The sequence below is a fragment of the Plantactinospora sp. GCM10030261 genome (assembly GCF_042666615.1).
Classification (GTDB): Bacteria; Actinomycetota; Actinomycetes; order Mycobacteriales; family Micromonosporaceae; genus KBS50.
Genome location: NZ_JBHTDD010000028.1, coordinates 49,751 through 73,390, shown reverse-complemented (window position 1 = coordinate 73,390; position 23,640 = coordinate 49,751). Strand labels below are relative to the sequence as shown.

The following is a 23,640-nucleotide window of genomic DNA, read 5'->3' as shown; positions in this document are numbered from 1 at the left end:
CCGAGCCACCATCCGTTCGCGACTGCGGGGCTCGCAAACCCGGCTCACTCCTCGCGCTCTCACTGACGCACCATCGTTCCGAATCCCTCCGAGGTGAAGACCTCGAGCAACGTCGAGTGGGCGACCCGGCCGTCGACCACGTGCGCGGCCGGCACCCCGCCACGCACCGCGCGTAGGCACGCCTCCATCTTGGGCACCATCCCGGCCGCCAACCGCGGCAGCAGGCCGGCCAACTCGTCCGCGGTGATCTCGGAGACCAGGCTGTCGGTGTCCGGCCAGTCGGCGTACAGGCCGGACACATCGGTCAGCACCACAAGCTTGCGGGCCCCGAGCGCGACGGCGAGCGCGGCCGCCGCGGTGTCCGCGTTCACGTTGTGCAGCACGCCGTCGGCGTCCGGAGCCACGGTGGAGATGACCGGGATCCGGCCCGCGCAAATCAGATCGGCGACCGCCGAGGCGTCGACCTCCGCCACGTCACCGACCTGGCCCACGTCGACCGGTTCCCCGTCCACGATGGCCGGCCGGCGGCGAGCGGTGAACAGCCGGGCGTCCTCACCAGACAGCCCGACCGCGAACGGGCCGTGCTCGTTGACCATCCCGACCAGCTCCCGACCGACCTGACCGACCAGCACCATCCGCACCACGTCCATCGCCTCCGGCGTGGTGACCCGCAGGCCGCCCCGGAACTCGGAGGCGATGCCCAGCCGGTCCAGCATCGCGCTGACCTGCGGGCCGCCCCCGTGCACCACAACCGGGCGCAGGCCCGCGTACCGCAGGAACACCATGTCGGCGGCGAACGCACGCCGCAGCTCGGGGTCGGTCATCGCGTGGCCGCCATACTTGACGACGACGGTCGAGCCGGCGAACCGGGCCAGCCACGGCAGTGCCTCGATGAGGGTCGCCGCCTTCGCCTGGGCCCGGGTCAGGTCGCGGGAGAGCACCGTCTCGCTCATGTCGAGTACGCCGAGTTCTCGTGGACGTACCCGTGCGACAGGTCGTTGGTCCAGACGGTGGCGGCGGCATCACCGGCGTGCAGGTCGACGCGGATCGTGACATGGCGTCCGGTGAGGTCGACCTTGCTCCGGTCCTCGGCCGCGGCGCCGGCCCGGCAGACCAGCACCCCGTTGACCGCCACGTCGATCCCGTCCGGCTCGAACGTCGCGCCAGTGGTGCCGACCGCGGCCAGGATCCGGCCCCAGTTCGGGTCGTTGCCGAACAGCGCCGTCTTGACCAGGTTGTTGCGGGCGACCGCCCGACCCACCTCGACCGCGTCGTCCTCGTCGGCCGCGCCGACCACGTCGATGGCGATCTGCTTGGTGGCGCCCTCCGCGTCGGCGACCAGTTGCTGGGCCAGATCGTGGCAGGCCGCGGTGACCGCGGCGGTCAGCTCGGCCTGATCGGGTTGGATTCCGGACGCCCCGCTGGCCAGCAGCAACACCGTGTCGTTTGTGGACAGGCAGCCGTCGGAGTCGACCCGGTCGAAGGTGACCCGGCAGGCGGCCCGCAGCGCCTCGTCGAGCGCGTCGGACCCGGCCACCGCGTCCGTGGTCAGCACGCACAGCATGGTGGCCAGCGCGGGCGCCAGCATGCCGGCGCCCTTGGCCATCCCACCCACCGTCCACCCGGTGCCGGCCACCACGCTCGTCTTGGGCCGGGTGTCGGTCGTCATGATCGCTTCGGCGGCCGTCGCGCCGCCGTCCCGGGCCAGGACACGGGCGGCGGCCCGGACGCCGGGCAGCAGCCGATCCATCGGCAGCCGTTCCCCGATCAGCCCGGTGGAGCAGACGGCCACCTCGCCGGCGCCGATCAGCAGCCGGGCGTTGCGGCTGGTCAGCGTGCTGGCGGCGTACTCGGCGGTGGTGTGGGTGTCCTGGAAGCCGGCGGGGCCGGTGCACGCGTTCGCGCCACCGGAGTTGAGCACCACGGCGCGCACCACTCCGCCGCGGACCACCTGCTGGGTCCACAGCACCGGCGCGGCCTTGACCCGGTTGGCGGTGAACACGCCGGCGGCGGTGGCGTCCGGTCCGTCGTTGACCACCAGGGCGACGTCCGGCGCACCGGCCTTCAGCCCGGCCGCGACGCCGGCCGCCCGGAAGCCCCGGGGCGCGGTGACGCTCATGGCGCCACTCCGTACACCGGCAGGCCGGCGGTCTCCGGCAGCCCGAGCATCAGGTTGGCGCACTGCACCGCCTGGCCGGCGGCCCCCTTGCCGAGGTTGTCCAGCGCGCTGACCACGATCAGCCGGCCGGAGTCCGCGTCCACGGTCGCCTGCAGGTGGCAGGCGGCGGAGCCGAGCGTCGCGGCGGTGTGCGGCCAGGCTCCCTCGGGCAGCACGTGCACCAGCGGGCTGTCCGCGTACGCCGCGCCGAGGATCGCGCGGGGGTCGGTGGCCGCGCCGGTCGGCGTGGCGGTGACGGTGGCGAGGATGCCGCGCGGCATCGGCGCGAGCACCGGGGTGAACGACAGTCCGGTCGCGCCGGTGGCCTGCTTGATCTCCGGTACGTGCTGGTGGGTGCCCACCTTGTAGGGCGTCAGGTCGCCCATCACCTCGCTGCCCAGCAGGTGCGGCTTCGCCTCCCGACCGGCACCGGAGGTGCCGGAGGCGGCGACCACCACCACGTCGGCCGGCGCGGCGGCGCCGGCGGCGATCAGCGGGGCGAGGGCGAGGATGGTCGCGGCCGCGTAGCACCCGGTGGCGGCCACCCGGTCGGCGGCGGCGATCGCCGCCCGTTGGCCGGGCAGTTCCGGCAGGCCGTAGGTCCACGCGCCGGCGTGCTCACCGGGGTAGTACCGCCGCCAGGCCGCCGGATCGGTCAGCCGGTGGTCCGCGCCGAGATCCACGATCTTCACGGACGGCGGCAGCGTGCCGGCCACCGCCGCCGACTCACCGTGCGGCAGCGCCAGGAACACCAGGTCCGCGGCGCCCAGGGCGGTCGGTTCGGTCGCCTCGAAGACCAGGTCGAGGCCGGTGAGCTGCGGGTGTACGGATGACACCGGCCGGCCGGCGCTGCGCTGGGCGGTGGCGGCCACCAGGTCGAACTCGGGGTGCCCGGCGATCAGGCGGAGCAGTTCGCCTCCCGCGTACCCGCTCGCTCCGGCCACCGCAACCCTGATACCCATACTCACCTCCGCATGACTATGCAGCAGAGACTAACAGGGAGGCGCGGCTCATCGCAAACTCATACTTGGCGACGCATGACAATGCAGCGACGATGGCGGCCCGGACTGTCGGAGCGTTGATCTACCATCCCCGGCGTGCCTGAGCTGACCCTTCGCACCCGGATGCCCGGTTCGCCCGCCGCCCCCCTCCCCGACCTGCTGATCGAGCTTGCTGACCAGACCCTGACCGCCCGGGAGCTGATCCGGCTGGCCGTCGAGGAACGGCTCCGCGAGGTCGCGGCCGGCCGGTCGCGGCCGGAGGCGGCCCGGCGGCCGTTCCTGACCGACAGGGAGATCCAGGAGATGGCGGCGGTCGGCGTCGTCCGTTCCCCGACCGGCGGGGATCCGCCGGCCGAGGTGGCGCCGGCCGTGGCGGCGGAGGTGGAGCTCGCGCTACGTGCCTTCACGCGGGGCACGGTCACCATCCTGGTCGGCGGGCGGCAGGTCGAGTCGCTTGACGGGTCGATCATGACTCGACCCGGAGAGCCGGTGGTCTTCCTGCGACTCACCCCGCTCGTGGGGGGCTGAGCGGTGGCGATTCTCGGGAGCGACCTCGAACGGGCGTTGTCCCTGCCCGACTCCCCACTGCGCGTCAACCGGCTACGCCGGCTGGTGCTCGACCCGTCGAACGCCGGGCACCCGGCGGCCGACCGGGGGACCGTGGCCCGGCTCGTCGACGCGCTCCATCGGTCCGGCGCGCTGGACGACGCGATCCTGGATGCCCTGTTCACCGAGGATCGCTACCTCGGCTACGCCTTCTTCGGCCGGGATCAGCCGGAACTCGGTCAGTACCAGCCACCGGTGGCGGGGCTGGCCTGCACCGAGGCCGTGCGCGACCACCTGGAGCGCCGGATCTGGGAGCTGACCACGCCCGGTCCGCACCGGACGCGACCGGTCCCCGGGGTGCTCATTCCTCGCGGGTTACGCTTCGTCCAGCGAGCCCTGGACATCTGGGGCAGGGCAGGCAGGGACCGGCCGGGCAACATCGGCACCCGGGACCTCGTCGAGCAACTCGGTCGCGCGGTGCTCACCCCACCGGAACGTGTGGAGCTGGCGGCGTGGCTGACCGGCCGCCCCCTGGATGCTCGACGGGTCGCCCTCGCGCTGCGGCTCACCGCCGGTGACGCCGAATCGCTGCTTCCCGCGCTCGGCGTGCCGGACACCGTCGCGGTGCTCCGGTTGCTCACGGACGGCCCTCGCCGGTCACCGGATCCGGAGGTGGGCGCCTGGGACGTCACCGACATCGACGCGGCGCTTGACCACTGCGATCCCGCCCAGGCCCGCGACCTCTTCGGGCACCTGCGGGCGGTTCCGACCGGATACGTCCGGCCGGCCACCGACGACCGGCTCGAGGTGATCGAAGCCCGGCTCGGTTGGAACGTCGCGGCGGTGCGCAAGCGGGTGAAGCACAACGCGCTGAACGGCATCCGGGCCCTCGGCCTGCTGCCGCTCGACGGTGGCGAGACGGCGCTCGATCGGTACGTGACGCTTCGAGTCATCGGCAGACGGGGCCCGAAGCTCGGACCCAACCGCCGCTTCAGCCACGCCGACGCCGTTCGCGCCGCACTCACCCACCTGGCACAGATCTCCGGATATCCCGACGCCGGCCGACTGGAGTGGGACATGGAGTCCCGGCTGGCCGACCGGAGCCGAGCCGACTCCGGACCGGTGGAGATCGGCGACTACCGGGCCCACCTGGACCTGAACACCGACCGGATCGTGGTCTCCCGAAACGGGCGCCACCTGAGGAGCGTTCCGAACGCCGTCCGCGCCGACCCCGCGTACCACAGGCTGCGGGAGACCCAGGAGACACTGCGGGACCAGGCCCGCCGGATGCGTGCCAACCTGGTGGAGCCGCTCGTGTCCACCGGGCGCCCCGTCGAACCCGACGAACTACGTCGGCTGCTGACCCTGCCCGCCGGACGGGCCATGCTGCCCGGCCTGATCTGGCGGGACATCGCGTCCGGCCACCTCGGCCTGCTCGATCCCGACACGCTCGCCCTGGTGGATCTGGCCGGCGCCGCGCGACCGGTCACCGGGCCCGTCAACGCGGCACATCCCTGGCACCTGTTCCACGCCGGTGTCCTGGCCGTCTGGCAGCGGGAACTCGTGGCCCGCCGGGTGCGACAACCGGTCAAGCAGGCGTTCCGAGAGCTGTACCTGCTCACGCCCGCCGAGCTGACGAGCCACGACCACTCCCGGCGGTTCGCCGACCGCGAGGTGGATGGATCGATCGCCGGGGCCCTGCTGTCCGGCCGCGGCTGGGCCCGACTCGGTCCGGAGGACGCCTACCAGGCGTGCCGACCCGCCGGCGACCTCACGGCCTGCCTCGACGCGAGCTTCCATGGCTACTGGGCGATGGATTCGGTGCTGTTGGGTTCGGCGTACTTTCTCGCCGGCACCGACCGGGTGCCGCTGTCCGAGGTGCCACCCGTGCCGTTCTCCGAGGTGATGCGGGACCTCGACCTTGCCGTCTCGGTCGGATATGTCGACGGTGGATGGTGGTCGGATGCCGGCGCCGAGAGCCGCGCCGCGCTACTCGGCGCCCTCGTCGCCGATCTGGGCCTGCCGGGGGTGACAGTGGACGGACGGGTGGCACGGATCGAGGGCACCCGAGCCACGTACCGGGTACACCTGGGCAGCGGCAGCATCCACCTGGAGCCAGGTGGCCACCTGTGCGTCGTCCCTGCCGGCTTCGCCGGCCGGCCGCACGACCGGCTGTTCCTACCCTTCGCTGACGATGACCGGGCGACAAGCGTGGTGTTGAGCAAGGTGCTGCTGCTCGCCGACGACAAGAAGATCACTGACCGGTCCATCCTGGACCAGATCGACAGGATGTCGTGATGTCGACGCGGCCGGCGGCCGGCCGCTGTCGAGTTGCGGAAAACGTTCACGACCCTAAGGTGAGGTGCTCAAGCGGGATCGACGAGGAGGAACCTTGTCCAGAATTCGTACGCTTGCCGCCGCGACCACGAGCGCCGTGCTCGCGGGAGCGTTGCTCACCGCGCCGGCCCAGGCCGCGCCGGGGGTCGCCGCACCAGACTCCGCCGCACCACCGGCGCCGAACCCCGCCGCCCTGACCGCCACCGGCCCGACCGGCCGGCTGGGTGGTGACATCAGCAACGAGCAGCTCGCCCGCGAGCTGGACCGGGTCGCCCGAGCCAGCGCCGGCAAGGTCAGAATCAGCAGCATCGGTACGACAAACGAGGGCCGGCCGATCAAGCGGGCCACCCTGGGCCACGGCCCCACCAAGATCTTGTACGTCACCCAGCAGCACGGCAACGAGCCGCTCGGCACCCCGGCGGCGCTCCGCGCGCTGTGGGGTCTCGGCGTACCGAACACAGCCTGGCACCGGTGGTTGCGCGACCGGATCACCCTCGACATCGTGGTCCGGGCCAACCCCGACGGTCACGCCCGCGACTGGCGCTACAACTACGACCCGGACGCCGATCCCGAGTACGGCCAGGCGGGTCAGGGCTACGACATCAACCGCTACCACGACCCGGCGGTCGCGCCGGCGGACAACCCGGTGCCCGAGGCGGCGGCGATCCAGCGGCTGTGGCTACAGACCAGGCCGGACATCGTGGTCGACTACCACATGCAGGGCCGGTATATCTCCCCCGACGGCCGGCAGATCACCGCGTCGATTCTCTGGCCCACCAACCCCACGGTGAGTGAGCGGGCGGTCGACCGGGGCAGGCAGTTGGCGGTGCTGAACCACGAGGCCCTCACCCGCACCCTCGGCGCCAACGTCAGCCAGTACCCGGGCGGCGACTACGAGGGCATCGCCCGCAACGCGTACGGCATCCGGGGCAGCGCGTCGCTGCTCGTCGAACTCTCCGACCTGGGCCCGGCGTACGAGGAGTTCCAGATCAGGTCGGCGCTGGTGTCGATGCTGGTGATCGCCCAGTCGGCGGCCGACGGCTCGCTGTGGCGGATCGACCCGGACCGGGCCGACGCCATCCCGCCGCGCGGCGAGCCGGCCGACCGGTCCCCGGCCGAGGCGCGCGAGGCCGCCTGACCGGCGGCGGAACGCCCCGCCGACGGCCGCGAATGTTAAGAGGGCCCTTTCCTATGCGAGAAGCGATAGGAAGGGGCCCCTCCTTGCACCCCAGGCGCGCTAGATCTTGGTTAGGTCGATCGTCGCCGGGAACGGCGCCAGGGCGCGCACCACGCCGGTGTAAACGTCCGCCTCGCGGTATCTCCCGCTGGCCGGATCCAGATCGCATCCACGATCTCGATGCCGGCGCACTGCTCGGCGGACCACGAGTCGTACTGCTCGGCGGTCACCAATTCGTGCATCCATGTCGGCGTGACAGCGTCAGTAGCCACCATCCCACCTCCAGCACCAAAGCCTCGGATCAGGCCTCGCCATGGCGCACATCCAACCGAGCCAGCGTCACCTCACGCGCCGCGCAGCACCGCGCCGTGCCGCTCGGCCGCCACCGCCACCGCGGCATCCCGGGCGGCCACCGCCTCCTCGGCGGTCAACGTCCGGTCCGGCGCCCGGAAGACCAGGTTGAAGGCCAGCGACCGGCGTCCCGCACCGAGCTGCGGCGAGGTGTAGACGTCGAACAGGCGGATCGACTCCAGCAGGTCACCGGCGCTGTCGGCGAGGGTACGGCGCAGCTCCTCGGCGGACACCTCCTCGCCGACCACCAGCGCCACGTCGATCAACGCGGGTGGGAAACCGGAGACCCGCGGCGCCGGCACCACCGGGGCGGCGGGCAGGGCATCGAAATCCAGCTCCATCGCGCTGACCCGGCGGGGCAGCTCCAACGCGGTAAGCATCCGTGGGTGCAGCTCCCCCGCGTACCCGACGACGACGTCGTCCACCCGCAGTTCGGCGCAGCGGCCGGGATGCCACGGCGCCCGCTCCGAGGCCCGCACCACGATCCGGTCGGCCGGGATCCCGGCCGCCGCCACGGTGATCCGGGCCGCCTCCACCGCGTCCGCCCAGCCGGCCGGGCGGCCCTCGCCCCACCAACCGGCCGGCTCGGCCTGGCCGGCCAGCACCACGGCGACATGCCGCGGCTGGTGCGGCACCGAGGCGTCGGCGGCGGCGAACTCGGCGTCGGTGGGCCGATCCGCCACCCCCATCGCCGGCGGCCGGCCAGCGTCGGGACGCGGCTCGAACACTGTACCCATCTCGAACAGCGCCAGGTCGCGGTGACCGCGGCCCAGGTTGCGCCGCAACGCGCCGAGCAGCGTGCCGAGCAACGTCGTACGCAGCAGCGGTTCGGTGTCGGCGAGCGGGTTGGCCAACCGCACCGCCCGGCGACGCGGATCGTCGGCCGGCAGCCCGAGCGCGTCGGACAGTCCCGGCGCCACGAACGGATAGCTGAGCACCTCGATGTACCCGTTCTCGGCGAGCGCCCGCGCCACCGCCCGGCGGCGACGCTGGTCGACGGTCAGACCTCGACCCGGCGGCGCCAGCGGCAGCACCGCCGGCACCGTCGCGTACCCGTCCAGCCGCACCACCTCCTCGACCAGATCGGCCGGGTCGGTGAGGTCGGACCGCCAGGTCGGCGGGGTCACCGCGAGTGCCGTACCACCGGCACCGGCGGCCTCGGCGAGCGTCCCGGGGTCCTCGGTGAGCCGGTCGAGACCCACCGCGACGTGACAGCCCACCTGCTCCAGCAACGCCGCCACCCGGGCCGGCGGGTAGTCCACACCCACCAGCCGGGACGGCAGGTCGGCCGGCATGATGACCGGCGTACGCGGGTGGACCTGGTTGAGGTCGGTGATGCCGTCCCCGGCGGTCCCACCTGCGTACCGGGTGAGCAGTTCGACCGCCCGGTTCAGGGCGACAAGCGGCAGCGCCGGGTCGACGCCGCGCTCCCAGCGCTTGGCGCCCTCGCTGAACAGCCGGTGCCGGCGCGCACCGCGGCCCACCGTCACCGGGTCGAAATGTGCCGCCTCGAACAGCACGTTCGTGGTGCCCGGCCGCACCTCGCTGCTCTCGCCGCCCATCACCCCGGCGAGCGAGATCGGCGTTCCGGCACCGTCCCCGGCCAGCGGGCTGGGCAGCCCCGCGTCGCAGATCACCAGGTCCTCGGCGTCCAGGGTGCGGGCCACCCCGTCCAGCGTGGTCAGCCGCTCCCCCGGCACCGCCCGACGGATCACCAGGGCGCCGGCCAGCCGATCGGCGTCGAAGACGTGCATCGGGTTGCCGAGTTCGACCATCAGGTAGTTGGTGATGTCCACCGGCAGCGAGATGCTCCGGATGCCGGCGGCGGTCAACCGCCGGCTCATCCAGTCCGGGGTCGGCGCGGCCGGGTCAACGCCGCGCACCAGCCGGGCGGTGAAGCGGTCGCAGCCGGCCGGGTCGCGAATCTCGATCGGGTACGCCGGCTCGGCTGTCGCGCCGGGAGCCGGTGCCAGGCCGGGGTCGCGGAACGGCACCCCGAACGCGTGCGACAACTCGCGGGCGATGCCGCGCACCGACAACGCGTACCCTCGGTCCGGGGTGACCTCCAGTTCCACGACCACGTCGTCCAGGCCGATCACCGGACGGGCGTCGTCACCGGGCTTCGCCACGGTGTCCGCCGGCAGCACCATGATGCCCGCGTGGTCGTCCCCCAGGCCCAGTTCCCGAGCCGAGCAGATCATCCCGTTGGACGGCCGGCCGTATGTCCGGCGGGCGCCGATGGCGAAGTTGCCGGGCAGCACCGCGCCGGGCAGCACCACCACCACCCGGTCACCGGGGGCGAAGTTGGTCGCCCCGCAGACGATCTCCTGCGGCTCGCCGGTGCCGTTGGCGCCGCCCACGTCGACGCGGCAGAACCGGATCGGCTTCTTGAAGCCGGTCAGCTCCTCGACCTCCCGTACCTCGCCGACCACCAACGGCCCGGTGACCGTCGTCGACGGGTCCACGATGGACTCAACCTCGAGCCCCAGCTCGATCAGAGCCCGCTCCAGGTCCGCCGGTGCCACGTCGGCGGGCAGGTCGACGTACTCACGCAGCCAGGACAGGGTAATCCGCATCAGTTCACCATCACCGTTCTCGTAGCCAGTCCGCGCGTGCCGTCAGCCCTCGACGCCGAACGCGCGGGTGAACCGCACGTCGCCCTCGAAAAGGTCCCGCATGTCGCTCACCCCGTGCCGGATCATGAGGGTCCGGTCGACGCCCATGCCGAAGGCGAACCCCGAATAGACCTCCGGGTCGATCCCGCAGGCCCGCAGCACCCGAGGGTTGACCATGCCGCAGCCGCCCCACTCCACCCACTGTGGACCGTCCCGGTGGGCCGGGAACCAGACGTCGAACTCGGCCGACGGCTCGGTGAACGGGAAGTAGTGTGGCCGCCAGCGCACCCGCGCGTCGGCACCGAACATCGCGCGGGCGAAATGCTCCAGCGTGCCGCGCAGGTGCGCCATCGTGATGCCCCGGTCCACCACCAGGCCCTCGACCTGGTGGAACACCGGGCTGTGGGTGGCGTCCAGTTCATCCGTGCGGTACACCCGACCCGGGCAGACCACATAGATCGGCGGCTGTCGGGTCAGCATCGTGCGGGCCTGCACCGGCGAGGTGTGGGTGCGCAGCACCAGTCCCGAATCGGCGCTCCCGTCCGGGGCGGCCACGTGGAAGGTGTCCATCAAACCGCGCGCCGGATGGTCCGGCGGGATGTTCAACGCGTCGAAGTTGGTCCATTCCAACTCGACCTCGGGCCCCTCGGCGATCTCGTAGCCCATGCCGACGAACTCGTCACCGATACGTTCCATCAGCGTGGTCAACGGGTGCCGGGCGCCGCGCGGACGACGATCGTAGGGCAGTGTGACGTCGACCCGTTCCTCGGCGAGCACCCGCTCGGCGTGCCGCCGGTCAATGTCCTCGCGCCGAGCGGCGTACTCCGCCTCGATCTCCCGGCGCGCCTCGTTCACCCGCTTGCCGGCGTCCGACTTGGCCGCCGGAGGCAGCGCACCGATCTCCCGTCGGGCCAGCGACACCGGCGCCCGGTCACCAAGGTGGGCCGACCGCAGCCTCGACAGTTCGTCCGGATCGACGGCGGCGGCGAACGCCTGCCGGGCCGCGCTGACCGCGGCGGTGAGAGCGTCCGGATCCAGCAGGGCGACCTGCTTCGGGTCGTACGGATCGTTGCGGTAGGTCATGGCGTACGGGCACTCCTCGCGGCGGTGGCCGCCTCGGCGACGGCGTCGTGAAGTGTATTCACTTCTCGCGCTCGCGCTCGCGGCGCCGGCTGATGCTCACGACTGCGGGGCTCGCCAAACCGGCTCACTCCTCGCGCTCGCGGTGCAGCGCCCTGGCGGAAGCGTACAGGCAGACGGCCGCGGCGGCGGCCAGGTTGAGGCTCTCCGCGCGGCCGTGCAGCGGCACCCGGACCCGGGCGTCGGCCGCGGCGGCCAGCGACTCGGGCAGACCGTGTGCCTCCGAACCGAACAGCCACGCGGTGGGTCGGCCCAGCCGGCCGGCGTCGGCCAGGTCGTCCAGGTCGGTCTCGCCGTACCCGGAGGCGGCCAGGACCGTCAGTCCCGCCGCCCGGACCCGGGTCACCGCCTCCGCCGGATCGGCCGCCCGGGCCAGGTCGACGTGGAAGACGCTGCCCGCGGAGGCCCGCACACACTTGCCGTTGTACGGGTCGACGGCCGCGCCGGCGAACACCACCGCACCGGCGCCGGCCGCGTCGGCGGTGCGCAGCACGGTGCCGGCGTTGCCCGGGTCACGGATCTCGGCGAGCACCACCACCAGGCGGGGCGGGTCGGCGAGTGCCTCGTCGAGCGGGACGTCGAGGTGCCGGCAGACCGCGACCAGACCCTGCGGCGCGACCGTCTCGGTGAGCGCCGCCAACGCCTCGTCGGTCACCGGCGAAACCGGCACCCCGACCCGGACGGCGGCACCGGTCAGCTCGGCGTACCGGTCGAGAGCGGCCGGGACGCCGAAGAGCTCGACCACCGTTCCGGGGCGGTCCAGCGCCTCGCGTACCGCCTGCGGACCCTCGGCGAGAAAGCGGCCGGACGCCTCCCGGTCCCGGCGGCGACGCAGCCGCCGGGCGGCGACGACCCGGGGGGTACGCGGCGTGAACAGTGCGCCGGACCCGCCGGCGAGCCGCCCGTCCGGTACGTCAACGAGGCGCCCTCCCGGCCGGCGGTCCGGCCCGGGGGGCGCCTCGCTGAGCTGACGCCTGCCGATCAGGCGGCCTTCGCGCCGCCGGTGCCCTCGGCCGCCACCGCGGCCTTGGCGACCTCGACGATCGCGGCGAACGCGGTGGCGTCGTTGACCGCCAGGTCCGCCAGGATCTTGCGGTCCACCTCGACGCCGGCCAGCCGCAGGCCCTGGATCAGCCGGTTGTAGGTCAGCCCGTTGGCCCGGGCACCCGCGTTGATCCGGGTGATCCAGAGCTGCCGGAAGTCGCCCTTGCGGTCGCGACGGTCCCGGTAGGCGTACTGCATCGAGTGCAGCACCTGCTCCTTGGCCTTGCGGTAGAGGCGGGAGCGCTGACCGCGGTAGCCGCTGGCGGACTCCAGCATGGTGCGGCGCTTCTTCTGGGCGTTCACAGCCCGCTTGACGCGTGCCATCTCAACTCCTTCTTTCGTTCAGGTGGCGCGCGTCAGCGGCCCAGCAGCTTCTTGATGCGCTTGACGTCAGCCTTGGCCACCTCGACCGTGCCGGCCAGGCGGCGGGTCCGGGTGGAGGGCTTCTTCTCCAGGTTGTGGCGCATCCCGGCCTGCTGGGACACGACCTTGCCGCGCCCGGTCACCCGGACGCGCTTGCCCATACCCGTGTGGCTCTTCATCTTCGGCATGTGAAACGTCTCTCCCCTGTTACTCGCCGGTGGTCCCGGCGGGTCCGGCCGCCTCGGCCGGGGGCGCCTCGGCGGCGCCCGCCTCGCGCTCCCGAGGTCCACCGGTGCGAGCCGCCGTGGCGGCAGCCTTGGTGGCCCGATGCGGAGCCAAAACCATGATCATGTTACGGCCGTCCTGCTTCGGGGCGGCCTCGACGTACCCCAGCTCCGAGATCTCGGACTCGAGCCGGCGCAGGAGCCGGTAACCCAGCTCGGGGCGGCTCTGCTCCCGACCGCGGAACATGATCGTCACCTTGACCTTGTCGCCCGCCTTGAGGAACCGCACCACGTGACCCTTCTTGGTCTCGTAATCGTGCGGGTCGATCTTCGGCCGGAGCTTCATTTCCTTGATGACGGTCTGCTGCTGGTTACGCCGCGCCTCGCGCGCCTTCAGTGCGCTCTCGTACTTGAACTTGCCGAAGTCCATGAGCTTGCACACGGGCGGGCGGGCCATCGGCGCGACCTCGACCAGGTCCAGGTCGACGTCCGCGGCCAGTTGCAGGGCGCGCTCCAGCGGGACGATGCCCACCTGCTCACCCTCTGGACCGACCAGACGGACCTCGCGTGCCCGGATCTGATCGTTGACGCGTGGTTCGACGCTGATGGGGCCTCCTCGGTTGCTCGATAAGGACGTGACCCCGGTGGCTCCCCCGGCGGGAACCGACCCGGAAAGCAGAAGGCCCCGGCGCATGCCAGGGCCCGCTCGACCGGTCTGGTGCGCTGCCGCACCCCGGCATGGGCGGATGCCCGAGCCGGTGACCGGACCCGGCCGCCGAAGGGCGAGACGGGTGGGAGCAGGCGCTCCGCTTTATGGTCGTCCGCCCGCTTTTCGGCGGCCGACGACATGGTCGACACGACGATGCTACCAGGCCGGATACTCGTCCGCGAAACAGCCGCGCGGCGAGTCCCAACACGCTCCCATCCCACGCGATCGGGCCGGTGAGCGGACCCGACCGCTTCCACCCGCGAGGCGTCCCCCCAGGAGGACTGGGTGACGTGCGTCTTCGGTCCGGGAACAACGGACCCCAGGCGCGAAACGGCAGCCCCACGTGCAAGATCGCCGAAGGGTACGGCGCGGGGTGGGTCAGAGCGCGTCGGCGCGGTGCCGCTCGTGCAATGTCCGCAGCGACCGCACCCCGGCCACCGCCCGCTCCTTGTCCGCCGCCTGCACCGCCAGCATCGGCAGCGTGTCGTCGTCGTACAGCTCCAGGGTGGCCCATGGCGTCCCCCGGTTGAACCGCACCGCGCGGACCACCTCCCAGGGCAGGTCGTACGAGCCGACCAGGTTGCGGACCCGCAGGCCGCGCGCGTCAGCCTCGACCCGCGGCCGGGTGAACAACAGGCAGGCGAGCGCGGCCAGGACACCGAGGCCGACCATGGCCGCCTGGTCACCGCGCTGGAACGTGCCCTGCCCCTGCCCGGTCGGCCCGTGCAGCGAGGTGGCGATCAGGCTGAACAGCACCAGCAGGGCGGCCGCCGAGATCCAGGCGACCACGCGGATCCGGTACGGCCGCAGCCGGACGACGTCGGTTTCGCTCACCGCTTCAGTCTGCCACCCGGCCACCAAGAACTGTCGCGCAGGCCGCACCCCGCCGTCCGCTGCTCACAGCCGGCAGGCGTGGATGTTGGTGACCAGGATCGCCCGCGCCCCCAGCTCGTACAGTTCGTCCATGATCCGGTGCACCTCGTCACGCAGCACCATCGCCTCCACCGCGACCCAGCCCTCCCGGTGCAGCGGCGAGATGGTCGGCGACTCGATCCCCGGGGTGAGGGCACTAGCCCGATCCAACAGGTCGGCCCGCACGTCGTAGGCGAGCATCACGTACCGGCGGGCGACAAGCACGCCCTGCAGCCGGCGTTCGAGCTGGGCCACCCGGCCGTTCGCCGGCGCCGCCGCCGGGCGGATCAGCACGGCCGACGACCGCAGGATCGGTTCGCCGACCACCACGAGCCCGGCCTGGCGCAACGTGGCACCGGTCGATACGACATCGGCGATGACGTCCGCGACGCCGAGCCGGATGGCGTTCTCCACCGCGCCGTCGAGCCGGATCACCTCGGCGGTGAGCCGGCGCTCGGCCAGGTGGCGGGTCACCACCCCGGGGTACGCGGTGGCCACCCGGCGGCCGTCGATCTCCTCGATCGAGGACAGCGTCTCGGGCCGGGCGGCGAACCGGAACGTGGCCGCCCCAAAGTCGAGATCGAGGACTTCCTCGGCCGCGCCACCGGCGTCGACCAGCAGATCCCGGCCGGTGATGCCGAGGTCGAGATCGCCGGAGCCGACATAGGTGGCGATGTCCTTGGGGCGCAGGTAGAAGAACTCGACGTCGTTCGGCTCGTCCCGGCAGACCAGGTCCCGGCCGTCCGGCCGCTGCCGGTAGCCGGCCTCGCGCAGCATCTGGGCGGCGGGGTCGGCCAGGGTTCCCTTGTTGGGTACGGCGATGCGCAGCATCAGTGGTGCTCCTTGGGCTTCGACGAGATGAGTATCAGTCGCGACGGGGCACTCACAGATGTCGGTAGACGTCCTCCAGTTTGAGCCCGGTGGCCAGCATCAGCACCTGGGCCTGGTAGAGCAGTTGGGAGATCTCCTCGGCGGCCCGCTCCGGGCCCTCGTGCTCGGCCGCCATCCAGGACTCGGCCGCCTCCTCGACGACCTTCTTGCCGATGGCGTGCACGCCGCGCTCCAGGGCGGCGACGGTCGCCGAGCCGGGGGTACCGGCGGCGGCCTTCGCCGCCAGCTCGGCGAACAGCTCCTCGAACGTCTTCACGGTTGGTGATTGTCGCAGCCGCCGGCCGGCTTGCCCGCGCCGGGCCGGGGCCGTCCCACGGCCGGCCCGCCGGAGCCGTGCCGGCCACCACCGGAGCCGTGCCGGCCGCCAGCAGCGGCGACGGCGGGCCTGGCCCGCCGGCTCGACCTGGTCACCGCTCGGCGGGACCCGGTCAGCGCGACCCCGCCGACCCGCCCCCGGCACCGAACAGGGCGGCCAGCAGGCCGGGGAAGGCCGCCTCCACGTCGGCCCGGCGCAGCGCGTTCATCCGCGACGTGCCCACGTAGTACTGGCGGATCAGCCCGGCCTCGCGCAGCACCCGGAAGTGGTGGGTACCTGTCGACTTGCTCACCGGCATGTCGAAGGCGCCGCACTTGATGTCCTGCCCGGCCGTGTACAGCTGGGCCACGATGCCCCGACGCACGGGATCCACGAGGGCTTCGAGCACCTGTTGCAGCGTGACGTCGCGCACATCGGGGTGCGGCGGTACGCGGTCCAGCGCCCCGGTGCGGACAGCCGCCATCGGCTCTTCTCCCCTCGTAGCCGAGGCCATGGTACGACAGCCGATTAGGTTCGACATCCATCGTAGTTTGACAACGATCGTACTTAAGGCTTCACTGAGGTCCGGGTGGCGCGCCGGCGCCACCCGGGATGCCGTTGTCGAAGGGCGGTTGTTGATGAGCAGGGTCGTACGGTTTCACGAACTCGGCGGACCCGAAGTGCTCCGGGTCGAGGAGGCGACCGTCGGCGAACCCGGACCGGGCGAGGTCCGGGTCCGGATCGAGGCGATCGGGCTGAACCGGGCCGAGGCGATGTTCCGCGGCGGCTACTACATCGAGCCGGTCCGCGCCTTCCCCACCAGCCTCGGCACCGAGGCCGCCGGTGTGCTGGAGGCGGTGGGTGACGGGGTGACCGACCTCCGGGCGGGTGACCCGGTAAGCGTGGTCCCGGCCTTCTCCCAGAACGACTACGGGGTGTACGCGGAACGGGCGATCGTGCCCGCCGCCGCCGTGCTTCCCCGCCCCGACTGGGTGGACGCCGTCACCGGCGCGGCCGTGTGGATGCCGTACGTCACCGCCTACGGCGCGCTGCTCGACATGGGCGGCCTGCGGCCCGGCGACACGGTTCTGCTCACCGCCGCGTCCAGCAGCGTCGGGCTGGCTGCCATCCAGATCGCCAACCGGATCGGGGCCACCCCGATCGCCACCACCCGCACCACCACCAAACGCGACCTGCTGCTCAAGGCGGGCGCGGCGGACGTCATCGTCACCGACGAGGAGGACGTCGTCGACCGGGTCCACGCCGCCACCGGCGGCCGCGGTGCCGAGTTCGTCTTCGATGCCGTCGCCGGGCCGGGAACGGCGCGCCTCAGCTCCGCCGTCGCGCCGGGCGGCACGCTGTGCCTCTATGGCGCCCTCGGCGGAGGGGACACGCCGTTTCCGCTTGTCGATGCGATGCGGCGAGGGCTGAACCTGCGCGGGTACACCCTGTACGAGATCACCACGGATCCGGACCGGCTACGCCGCGCGGCGGCGTTCGTGACCTCCGGGCTGCGCGGTGGCGCCCTCGCGCCGGTGGTGGACCGGGTCTTCGACCTGTCCGACATCGTCGAGGCGCACCGGTATCTGGAGTCCAACGCCCAGTTCGGCAAGATCGTGGTAACTGTCGACCACTGATCGGGCCCCGCCGCTAGCGTGCTGCCGGCTCGGACCGGGTGACGGCGAACATGAAGCAGCCGTGGCCGACGTTGCGGCTGTGCACGAGCGTGACGGACGGATCGGCGAACAGGTCGGTGATCGCCGCCTCCGGATCCCGACCGTCGTGCACGCTCGACCCGACGATCCAGCCACGCCGGTCGTACGCCCGGAGCACCTGGTCCCGGCCGCGCCACGCGGCCGGGTAGCCGGTGCCCTCCGGACCGTCACACCGTCGGGCGTGCGCGAACACGGCGCCGATCTCCCGATACGGCGACGGCGGCAACGGCGGCTCGTAACCGAACAGCAGCAACTCCTCCCCCGGCCCCGCGTCGCGCAGGCAGCAGCGCAGCGGCTCGCCGCCATCGGCGGGAATCCGCACCACCGGATGTGCGGAGACGTCCCGGCCGGTGGCCCGCACCTCGTCGAGCACCGGCGCGGGGATGGCGTGGACCAGGAAGGACAGGCTCGTCGTCGGCATGTCACAAGCCTGCCCGCCGGGGGTCCCGAGCGCTGGCGGGAATCGGCCCTACCGGAAGCCGACCGGGCGGCTGGCGGCCGACGACACCTCGCGGATCGCCAGCGCCGCCTCGACCGCCGCCACGGTGGCCGACCACCCCTTGTCCTCCGCCGATCCGGGCAAGCCGGCCCGGTCCCGGGCCTGCTCGATCGTGTTCACGGTGAGCACGCCGTGCGCCACCGGCTTGCCGCTGTCCAGCGCGACCCGGGTCAGCCCGTCGGTTACCGACCGGCAGACGTAGTCGAAGTGGGCCGTCGCCCCGCGCACCACCACGCCGAGCGCCACCACCACGTCACACCGGCGGGCCAGCGCCTGTGCCACCACCGGCAGCTCCACCGACCCGGCGACCCGGGCCACCACCACGTCCGCGGCCCCGCACGTCCGGGCGGCCGCGACCGCCCGGTCCAGCATGTGGTCGGTCAGCTCGCCGTGCCAGCGAGCCGCCACCACACCCACCACCAGTCCCGAGCCGTCGACCGCGTCGACACCCGGCTCCCCGAAACCCGCCACCGTCAGCCCGTCTCCTCGATCAGTTCGTCCAACTCGTCCAGCAGGTGCCCCATCCGGTCCCGCTTGGTCCGCAGGTAGCGGACGTTCTCCGGGTGCGCGCGCACCGGCATCGGCTCGCGACCGGACACGGTCAGGCCGTACCCTTCCAACCCCGCCCGCTTCGCCGGGTTGTTGGTCAGCAGGCGCATCGACCGGATGCCCAGGTCGGCGAGGATCTGCGCGCCGGTGCCGTAGTCCCGCGCGTCGGCCGGCAACCCCAGGTCGAGGTTGGCGTCCACGGTGTCCCGACCCAGGTCCTGGAGCTGGTACGCCTGGAGCTTGTGCAGCAGGCCGATCCCCCGTCCCTCGTGCCCGCGCAGGTAGAGCACCACGCCCCGCCCCTCGGCGGCCACCCGGTTCAGCGCCGCGTGCAGCTGCGGACCGCAGTCACAGCGCAGGGAGCCGAACACGTCCCCAGTGAGGCACTCGGAGTGCACCCGGACCAGCACGTCGAGCCCGTCCCCGAGGTCGCCGTACACAAGCGCGATGTGCTCCGCCGGGTCGTACGCCGCACGGTACCCGTACGCCCGGAAGAGGCCGAAGTCGGTCGGTAGCCGCACCTCCGCCATCCGCTCGACCTGTGTCTCGGTGCGCCGCCGGTACGCGATCAGGTCGGCAATGCTGATCATCGTGAAGCCGTGCTTCTCGGCGAACAGCGTCAGCTCCGGCACCCGGGCCATGGTGCCGTCGTCGTTGACGATCTCGCAGATCACGCCGACCGGAGCGAGCCCCGCCAGCCGGGCGAGGTCGACGGCCGCCTCGGTGTGCCCGGCGCGACGCAGCACCCCGCCGGGCTTGGCGCGCAGCGGGAACACGTGCCCCGGCCGGGCCAGGTCGTCCGGCCGGGTTCCCGCCGCGGCGAGCAACGAGATGGTGCGGGCCCGGTCGGCGGCGGAGATGCCGGTGTCGACGCCGTCGCGGGCGTCGACCGAGACGGTGAACGCGGTGTGGTGCCGTTCGGTGTTGAGGCTGACCATGTCGCCCAGGTTCAGCCGGTTCAGCGCCTCGTCCGTCATCGGTACGCAGAGCAGGCCCCGGCACTCGGTCATGGTGAAGGCGACAAGTTCCGGGGTGGCCAGCTCGGCGGCGAAGAACAGGTCTCCCTCGTTCTCCCGACCCTCGTCGTCCACCACGATGACCGGGCGACCCGCGGCGACATCGGCCACCGCCTGCTCGATCGTGCCAAATGTGGTCATGCGACAGCCTCCGAGTAGGTCGAGGGAAGCCGCCCGGCCCGCTGCCGGACGGCGGACGAGGTACGCCACCAACTGGCGAAGCCCCAGACGCAGAAGAACCCGTAGATCAGGTACATCGCGGCCGACGGGTAGAACCCGCCACGCAGCAGCAGTGGTACCCCAACCGCGTCCACCGCGATCCAGATCAGCCAGAACTCCACCCAACCCCGGGCCATGCCGTACGTGGCGAGCAGGCTGCCGACGAGGATCCAGGCGTCCGGCAGCGGCCCCCAGGAGCCCAGCGCGGCGAGCACCGGGTACCCGACAGCGGTGCCCACCAGGGCCGCCACCAGCAGCGTCAGCCGCTCCCGACCGGTGGCCCAGCGGGGGGTGACCGCGGCGTGGTCCGGATCGCTGCCCAGTCGCCGGGTCCGGGACCAACACCACCAGCCGTACAGGCTGACCGCGAAGAAGAAGACCTGGCGGCCGGCCTGGCCGTAGAGGTCCACGTGCTGCGGGGTGGCGAAGGCGCCGCCCAGGAATACGGTGAACAGCAGGGCGTTGCCGGCGATCCCGACGGGCCACGCCCACACGACGCGCCGCATGCCGAGAATCGCCGAGGTCAGCCCGAAGGCGTTGCCGATCACCTCGCGCCACAGCACCGGGGAGCCGGCGATCTGCAGGCGGGCGTCGAGCAGCCAGTGCAGGGCGTCCATCAGTGCTCCCCCGCCCGGGCACCGAGCAGCCGCTCGACGTACTTGGCGATCACGTCGACCTCCAGGTTGACCCGGTCGCCGACCCGGCGCTGGCCCAGGGTGGTGAGCTTGAGGGTGGTGGGGATCAACCCGACCGAGAACCAGTCCGGGCCGACGGCGGTCACCGTCAGCGACACCCCGTCGACGGTGATCGAACCCTTCTCGACCAGGTACCGGTCGAGCCCCTCGGGCACCGCGAACCGGACCGACTCCCAGTGCCCCTCGTCGGACCGGTCGAGCAGTTCGCCGACGCCGTCCACATGGCCCTGCACCAGGTGGCCGCCCAACCGGCTGCCCAGGGTCGCGGCCCGTTCCAGGTTGACCGGGTCACCCGCACGCAGGGCGCCGAGCGCCGAACGACGCAACGTCTCCCCCATCACGTCGGCCGTGAATACCGGCCCGTCGGTGTCGACGACGGTCAGACAGACGCCGTTGACGGCGATGGAGTCCCCGTGCCGGGCGTCCGCGGCCACCACCGGGCCGTGGATCGTGAGCAGCGCCGCGTCACGGTCCGGATCGATCAACCGGACGACCTGCCCCATTTCCTCGACGATGCCGGTGAACATGGTCAATCCTCCCTCTGCCGGGGATAAGCGACGATCTTAAGGTCTGGACCGACGCGCTCCGCGTCGGCGAGTTCGAGGTCGATGGCCTCGGCGATGGTGCCCACCCCGGCGTCCTCCAGCGCTGCCGGGCCCGCGCCCAGCAGGCGCGGGGCGAGATATCCGACCACCCGGTCGACCAGCCCGGCGGCCAGGAACGCGCCGGCCAGCCGGGGCCCGCCCTCCAGCAGCGCGGACCGCACACCCCGGCGGTACAACTCGGTCAGCAGCCGGGCCAGGTCGACCCGGCCGTCGGGGCCCGAGCCGACCGCCGCGGTGGTGGCGATCCAGGTGGTGGCGGCGGCGTCGCGGACCCGGGCGTCGGTGGGGGTACGCCCCGCGCTGTCCACCACCACCCGCAGCGGCTGCCGGACGGCCAGCGACCCGTCCCCTATGTCACGGACCGTCAACCGGGGGTCGTCGGCGAGCACCGTGCCCACCCCGACCAGCACCGCGTCGACGGCGCCGCGCAACGCGTGGACGTCGCTCCGGGCCGCCTCGGACGTGATCCACATGCTGGTGCCGTCCGCCGCGGCCGACCTACCGTCCAGGGTCGCGGCGTACTTCCAGACCAGGTAGGGCCGCTGCCGCCGCACGGCGGTCAGCCAGACGATGTTGCCGGCCTCCGCCTCGGCGGCGTACGGCCCGAAGACGACCTCGACCCCGGCGGCGCGGAGTGTGTCGGCGCCCCCGGCGGCCACCGGGTCCGGGTCGGCCACGGCGATCACCACCCGGCGCACGCCGGCGTGGACCAGCGCGGCGCTGCACGGGCCGGTCCGCCCGGTGTGGTCGCAGGGCTCCAGGGTGACCACCGCCGTGCCGCCCCGGGCCCGCTCGCCGGCCTGGGCCAGCGCCACGACCTCGGCGTGCGGACCTCCCGCGTACGCGTGGAAACCCTCGCCGACGATCTCGCCGGCGGTGTCCAGCAGGACGCACCCGACGACCGGATTGGGGCTGGTGGTGCCGAGCCCACGGGCGGCGAGGGAGATGGCGCGACGCATCGCGTCGCCGGTCGGGACGCTCGCCATGCCGACCTCGCCTCCGCTCGCCGTCTCGGGCGCGGGCGGGTCGGGAGTGGGCGCGGGGCCGACGCAGGGCGGCGAACCGTCCAGGGGACGGCACGGCCGACCCCGGACGAGGACCGGCGGGCACGCGGACGCGCGCCGTGGCCCCATCCGTCCCGCGCTGTCTCCCATCCGGACTGTCTAGGCGCGGCATCGCCGCCCCCAACCGTCGGCCCCGGAGTCACACCGGGTCCACCGGACGGACAAGCCGCCCGGGTCGCGGGCTCACCTCGGCCGGAGCCGTGGATCACCGCCGGTTCGGAATTTCACCGAGTCCCGCCAGCGCGTGGTGGGTACCCGGAAAGTCTTACACGATCGACCGACACCCGCGCCCTTCGCGCGATCCAAGTCACAACCCCACCGCTCCCGCCCGACCTGGCGATCATGGACATCACCGCAGGCCGCGGGCCTCGGGGACGGGGAACGACGACCATGATCGACCGGCGGCGGGTCAGCACGTCAGAAGACCAGCGGCGGGTCAACCCGTCCGAACGACCCGTGCCGGGTCAGCGCGTCGGGGGACAACGGGTGGGATCATCCAACGGGTCAGCGCGCCAGGGACCAGCGGGCGGGTCACCGAGCGGGTCAGGCTCCGGAGCGCCGACGGTCGACCGCGACGTACGAGCCGGGCTGACCCTTCGCCACGCTCTTCATGTCCGAGGCCACCGCGATCACCTCCAGCGGATCGGTGAACCGCCGCTCGGCGGTGGAGAGCGCCACCCCGATCGACAGCGTCACCAGCGCGGCCCGTTGCAGGTTGCCCCGACGGTCCTTCAGCTCGACGTACCCGCGTTCCCGGTCCTCGGGGTCGTACAGCTCGTCGGCCGCCCGCTCGAAGTCGACAACCGCGCGCTCGGTGAGCGGTCGGACCTGCTCGGGCGCGCAGACGATGACGAAATCGTCCCCGCCGATGTGACCGAGGAACGCCGGCGGCAGCGCCACCGACACCACGGCGCGGTGCAGGCTGCGGGCCAGCGCGCTGATGAACTCGTCGCCGCGGACGAAGCCGTACCGGTCGTTGACGCTCTTGAACCGGTCGATGTCGATGTAGCCGACCGCGTAGTCCACCCCGCCGCGCACCCGGTCGCTGATCTCCCGCCGGATCCGGCTGTTGCCGGGCAGCCCGGTCAGTGGCGAGACCTCCCGGAACTCCTTGTTGCGCCGCAGCGTGGAAATCACCCGAGCCACCAGCTCCGCCGTGTCGAACGGCTTCACCAGATAGTCGTCCGCACCGGTGGTCAGCCCCTGAACCTTGTCGGCGGTCATCCCCCGGGCGGTCAACATGATCACCGGAAGCACCGCGGTCATCGGGTCCGCCCGCAGCCGCCGGGTCAGTTCCAGGCCATCCATCCGGGGCATCATCAGGTCCACCACGGCGAGGTCCGGGCGACGGCGGCCGATCATCTCCAGCGCCTCCTGGCCGTCGTGGGCGTGTTCCACGTCGAAACCGTGCAGCCGCAGGTTGAACGCCACGAACCGGGCAATGTCCTCGTCGTCGTCGACGACCAGGATCACCTCGCGTGGCTGCGCCGTCGAGGGCTCCACGGTCACGGCCCG

At 72.6% G+C, this 23,640-nt stretch carries 24 protein-coding genes; 4 read left to right on the top strand and 20 right to left on the bottom strand.

Annotated elements, in window-relative coordinates; translation table 11 throughout:
- Window positions 1-59 precede the first annotated feature (59 nt).
- From argB to argC, 3 genes are read right to left on the bottom strand one after another with little or no spacing between them, the layout of a single operon-like run.
- On the bottom strand, window positions 60-953 hold the full coding sequence (gene argB / locus ACFQUZ_RS26415) for an acetylglutamate kinase (protein ID WP_377446816.1): 894 nt from the start codon (window positions 951-953) through the stop codon (window positions 60-62).
- Complete coding sequence (argJ, locus tag ACFQUZ_RS26410) at window positions 950-2,119, bottom strand: bifunctional glutamate N-acetyltransferase/amino-acid acetyltransferase ArgJ (RefSeq protein WP_377446814.1); 1,170 nt, start codon at window positions 2,117-2,119, stop codon at window positions 950-952. Before argJ ends, argB begins: the two co-directional genes overlap by 4 nt.
- Complete coding sequence (argC, locus tag ACFQUZ_RS26405; RefSeq protein ID WP_377446812.1) at window positions 2,116-3,120, bottom strand: N-acetyl-gamma-glutamyl-phosphate reductase; 1,005 nt, start codon at window positions 3,118-3,120, stop codon at window positions 2,116-2,118. Before argC ends, argJ begins: the two co-directional genes overlap by 4 nt.
- A 135-nt stretch (window positions 3,121-3,255) precedes the next feature.
- Between argC and ACFQUZ_RS26400 the strand changes: the two genes are divergently transcribed.
- From ACFQUZ_RS26400 to ACFQUZ_RS26390, 3 genes are all read left to right on the top strand, one after another.
- The gene (locus tag ACFQUZ_RS26400; RefSeq protein WP_377446809.1) at window positions 3,256-3,687 is read left to right on the top strand and encodes a hypothetical protein; all 432 of its coding nucleotides are present in this window, start codon (window positions 3,256-3,258) and stop codon (window positions 3,685-3,687) included.
- A gap of 3 nt (window positions 3,688-3,690) precedes the next feature.
- Window positions 3,691-6,003 carry a DUF4132 domain-containing protein gene (locus ACFQUZ_RS26395; RefSeq protein WP_377446807.1) on the top strand — a complete coding sequence of 771 codons (2,313 nt, stop codon included), beginning with the start codon at window positions 3,691-3,693 and terminating at the stop codon, window positions 6,001-6,003.
- A gap of 94 nt (window positions 6,004-6,097) precedes the next feature.
- Window positions 6,098-7,180, top strand: a complete 1,083-nt coding sequence (locus tag ACFQUZ_RS26390; protein ID WP_377446804.1) for a M14 family zinc carboxypeptidase — start codon at window positions 6,098-6,100, stop codon at window positions 7,178-7,180.
- A 383-nt stretch (window positions 7,181-7,563) separates the two neighbouring features.
- On the opposite strand, the gene pheT is transcribed toward ACFQUZ_RS26390, so the two are convergent.
- From pheT to ACFQUZ_RS26340, 10 genes are all read right to left on the bottom strand, one after another.
- A complete protein-coding gene (gene pheT, locus ACFQUZ_RS26385; protein WP_377446802.1) occupies window positions 7,564-10,146 on the bottom strand; it encodes a phenylalanine--tRNA ligase subunit beta in 2,583 nt (860 codons plus the stop codon).
- Between the two features lie 42 nt (window positions 10,147-10,188).
- A complete protein-coding gene (gene pheS, locus ACFQUZ_RS26380; RefSeq protein ID WP_377446799.1) occupies window positions 10,189-11,268 on the bottom strand; it encodes a phenylalanine--tRNA ligase subunit alpha in 1,080 nt (359 codons plus the stop codon).
- Window positions 11,269-11,392: 124 nt separating this feature from the next.
- Window positions 11,393-12,202, bottom strand: a complete 810-nt coding sequence (locus ACFQUZ_RS26375) for a TrmH family RNA methyltransferase (RefSeq protein ID WP_377446855.1) — start codon at window positions 12,200-12,202, stop codon at window positions 11,393-11,395.
- 104 nt (window positions 12,203-12,306) lie between these two features.
- Window positions 12,307-12,693, bottom strand: coding sequence for a 50S ribosomal protein L20 (rplT, locus tag ACFQUZ_RS26370; protein WP_377446796.1), 387 nt, complete (start codon window positions 12,691-12,693; stop codon window positions 12,307-12,309).
- A 32-nt stretch (window positions 12,694-12,725) separates the two neighbouring features.
- On the bottom strand, window positions 12,726-12,920 hold the full coding sequence (gene rpmI / locus ACFQUZ_RS26365; protein ID WP_377446793.1) for a 50S ribosomal protein L35: 195 nt from the start codon (window positions 12,918-12,920) through the stop codon (window positions 12,726-12,728).
- Window positions 12,921-12,939: 19 nt separating this feature from the next.
- Window positions 12,940-13,563, bottom strand: a complete 624-nt coding sequence (gene infC, locus ACFQUZ_RS26360) for a translation initiation factor IF-3 (RefSeq protein WP_377446854.1) — start codon at window positions 13,561-13,563, stop codon at window positions 12,940-12,942.
- Window positions 13,564-14,043: 480 nt separating this feature from the next.
- Entirely contained in the window at window positions 14,044-14,499 is a 456-nt protein-coding gene (locus ACFQUZ_RS26355; protein WP_377446790.1) for a PH domain-containing protein, read from the bottom strand.
- 63 nt (window positions 14,500-14,562) lie between these two features.
- Entirely contained in the window at window positions 14,563-15,408 is an 846-nt protein-coding gene (hisG, locus tag ACFQUZ_RS26350; protein WP_377446787.1) for an ATP phosphoribosyltransferase, read from the bottom strand.
- A 52-nt stretch (window positions 15,409-15,460) separates the two neighbouring features.
- Entirely contained in the window at window positions 15,461-15,724 is a 264-nt protein-coding gene (locus tag ACFQUZ_RS26345) for a phosphoribosyl-ATP diphosphatase (protein WP_377446784.1), read from the bottom strand.
- Window positions 15,725-15,896: 172 nt separating this feature from the next.
- Window positions 15,897-16,247, bottom strand: a complete 351-nt coding sequence (locus ACFQUZ_RS26340) for an ArsR/SmtB family transcription factor (protein ID WP_377446781.1) — start codon at window positions 16,245-16,247, stop codon at window positions 15,897-15,899.
- 154 nt (window positions 16,248-16,401) lie between these two features.
- On the opposite strand from ACFQUZ_RS26340, the gene ACFQUZ_RS26335 reads away from it, so the two are divergent.
- Window positions 16,402-17,400: a zinc-dependent alcohol dehydrogenase family protein gene (locus tag ACFQUZ_RS26335; protein WP_377446779.1), complete on the top strand. Its 999-nt coding sequence runs from the start codon at window positions 16,402-16,404 to the stop codon at window positions 17,398-17,400.
- Between the two features lie 13 nt (window positions 17,401-17,413).
- Here ACFQUZ_RS26335 and ACFQUZ_RS26330 read toward each other — a convergent pair whose 3' ends face one another.
- From ACFQUZ_RS26330 to ACFQUZ_RS26300, 7 genes are all read right to left on the bottom strand, one after another.
- Window positions 17,414-17,899, bottom strand: a complete 486-nt coding sequence (locus tag ACFQUZ_RS26330; RefSeq protein WP_377446777.1) for a DUF1203 domain-containing protein — start codon at window positions 17,897-17,899, stop codon at window positions 17,414-17,416.
- Between the two features lie 48 nt (window positions 17,900-17,947).
- Window positions 17,948-18,448: a 6,7-dimethyl-8-ribityllumazine synthase gene (gene ribH, locus ACFQUZ_RS26325; RefSeq protein WP_377446775.1), complete on the bottom strand. Its 501-nt coding sequence runs from the start codon at window positions 18,446-18,448 to the stop codon at window positions 17,948-17,950.
- Window positions 18,449-18,450: 2 nt separating this feature from the next.
- Complete coding sequence (locus ACFQUZ_RS26320; RefSeq protein ID WP_377446773.1) at window positions 18,451-19,683, bottom strand: bifunctional 3,4-dihydroxy-2-butanone-4-phosphate synthase/GTP cyclohydrolase II; 1,233 nt, start codon at window positions 19,681-19,683, stop codon at window positions 18,451-18,453.
- A complete protein-coding gene (pnuC, locus tag ACFQUZ_RS26315; protein ID WP_377446771.1) occupies window positions 19,680-20,378 on the bottom strand; it encodes a nicotinamide riboside transporter PnuC in 699 nt (232 codons plus the stop codon). Before pnuC ends, ACFQUZ_RS26320 begins: the two co-directional genes overlap by 4 nt.
- The gene (locus tag ACFQUZ_RS26310) at window positions 20,378-20,983 is read right to left on the bottom strand and encodes a riboflavin synthase (RefSeq protein WP_377446769.1); all 606 of its coding nucleotides are present in this window, start codon (window positions 20,981-20,983) and stop codon (window positions 20,378-20,380) included. The genes pnuC and ACFQUZ_RS26310 overlap by 1 nt, the downstream gene beginning before the upstream one ends.
- A 2-nt stretch (window positions 20,984-20,985) precedes the next feature.
- Window positions 20,986-22,047, bottom strand: a complete 1,062-nt coding sequence (gene ribD, locus ACFQUZ_RS26305) for a bifunctional diaminohydroxyphosphoribosylaminopyrimidine deaminase/5-amino-6-(5-phosphoribosylamino)uracil reductase RibD (RefSeq protein ID WP_377446767.1) — start codon at window positions 22,045-22,047, stop codon at window positions 20,986-20,988.
- A gap of 621 nt (window positions 22,048-22,668) precedes the next feature.
- The gene (locus tag ACFQUZ_RS26300) at window positions 22,669-23,634 is read right to left on the bottom strand and encodes a response regulator (protein WP_377446765.1); all 966 of its coding nucleotides are present in this window, start codon (window positions 23,632-23,634) and stop codon (window positions 22,669-22,671) included.
- Window positions 23,635-23,640: the final 6 nt, after the last annotated feature.

What these genes read in the sequence shown, in the direction of transcription:
- rplT (WP_377446796.1), bottom strand. Translation starts at nt 12,693, where the DNA reads ATGGCACGCGTCAAGCGGGCTGTGAACGCCCAGAAGAAGCGCCGCACC.
- ACFQUZ_RS26320 (WP_377446773.1), bottom strand. Translation starts at nt 19,683, where the DNA reads ATGACCACATTTGGCACGATCGAGCAGGCGGTGGCCGATGTCGCCGCG.
- argC (WP_377446812.1), bottom strand. Translation starts at nt 3,120, where the DNA reads ATGGGTATCAGGGTTGCGGTGGCCGGAGCGAGCGGGTACGCGGGAGGC.
- ACFQUZ_RS26340 (WP_377446781.1), bottom strand. Translation starts at nt 16,247, where the DNA reads ATGGCGGCTGTCCGCACCGGGGCGCTGGACCGCGTACCGCCGCACCCC.
- hisG (WP_377446787.1), bottom strand. Translation starts at nt 15,408, where the DNA reads ATGCTGCGCATCGCCGTACCCAACAAGGGAACCCTGGCCGACCCCGCC.
- argJ (WP_377446814.1), bottom strand. Translation starts at nt 2,119, where the DNA reads ATGAGCGTCACCGCGCCCCGGGGCTTCCGGGCGGCCGGCGTCGCGGCC.
- ACFQUZ_RS26335 (WP_377446779.1), top strand. Translation starts at nt 16,402, where the DNA reads ATGAGCAGGGTCGTACGGTTTCACGAACTCGGCGGACCCGAAGTGCTC.
- ACFQUZ_RS26330 (WP_377446777.1), bottom strand. Translation starts at nt 17,899, where the DNA reads ATGCCGACGACGAGCCTGTCCTTCCTGGTCCACGCCATCCCCGCGCCG.
- ribD (WP_377446767.1), bottom strand. Translation starts at nt 22,047, where the DNA reads ATGGCGAGCGTCCCGACCGGCGACGCGATGCGTCGCGCCATCTCCCTC.
- pheT (WP_377446802.1), bottom strand. Translation starts at nt 10,146, where the DNA reads ATGCGGATTACCCTGTCCTGGCTGCGTGAGTACGTCGACCTGCCCGCC.
- argB (WP_377446816.1), bottom strand. Translation starts at nt 953, where the DNA reads ATGAGCGAGACGGTGCTCTCCCGCGACCTGACCCGGGCCCAGGCGAAG.
- pnuC (WP_377446771.1), bottom strand. Translation starts at nt 20,378, where the DNA reads ATGGACGCCCTGCACTGGCTGCTCGACGCCCGCCTGCAGATCGCCGGC.
- pheS (WP_377446799.1), bottom strand. Translation starts at nt 11,268, where the DNA reads ATGACCTACCGCAACGATCCGTACGACCCGAAGCAGGTCGCCCTGCTG.
- rpmI (WP_377446793.1), bottom strand. Translation starts at nt 12,920, where the DNA reads ATGCCGAAGATGAAGAGCCACACGGGTATGGGCAAGCGCGTCCGGGTG.
- ACFQUZ_RS26310 (WP_377446769.1), bottom strand. Translation starts at nt 20,983, where the DNA reads ATGTTCACCGGCATCGTCGAGGAAATGGGGCAGGTCGTCCGGTTGATC.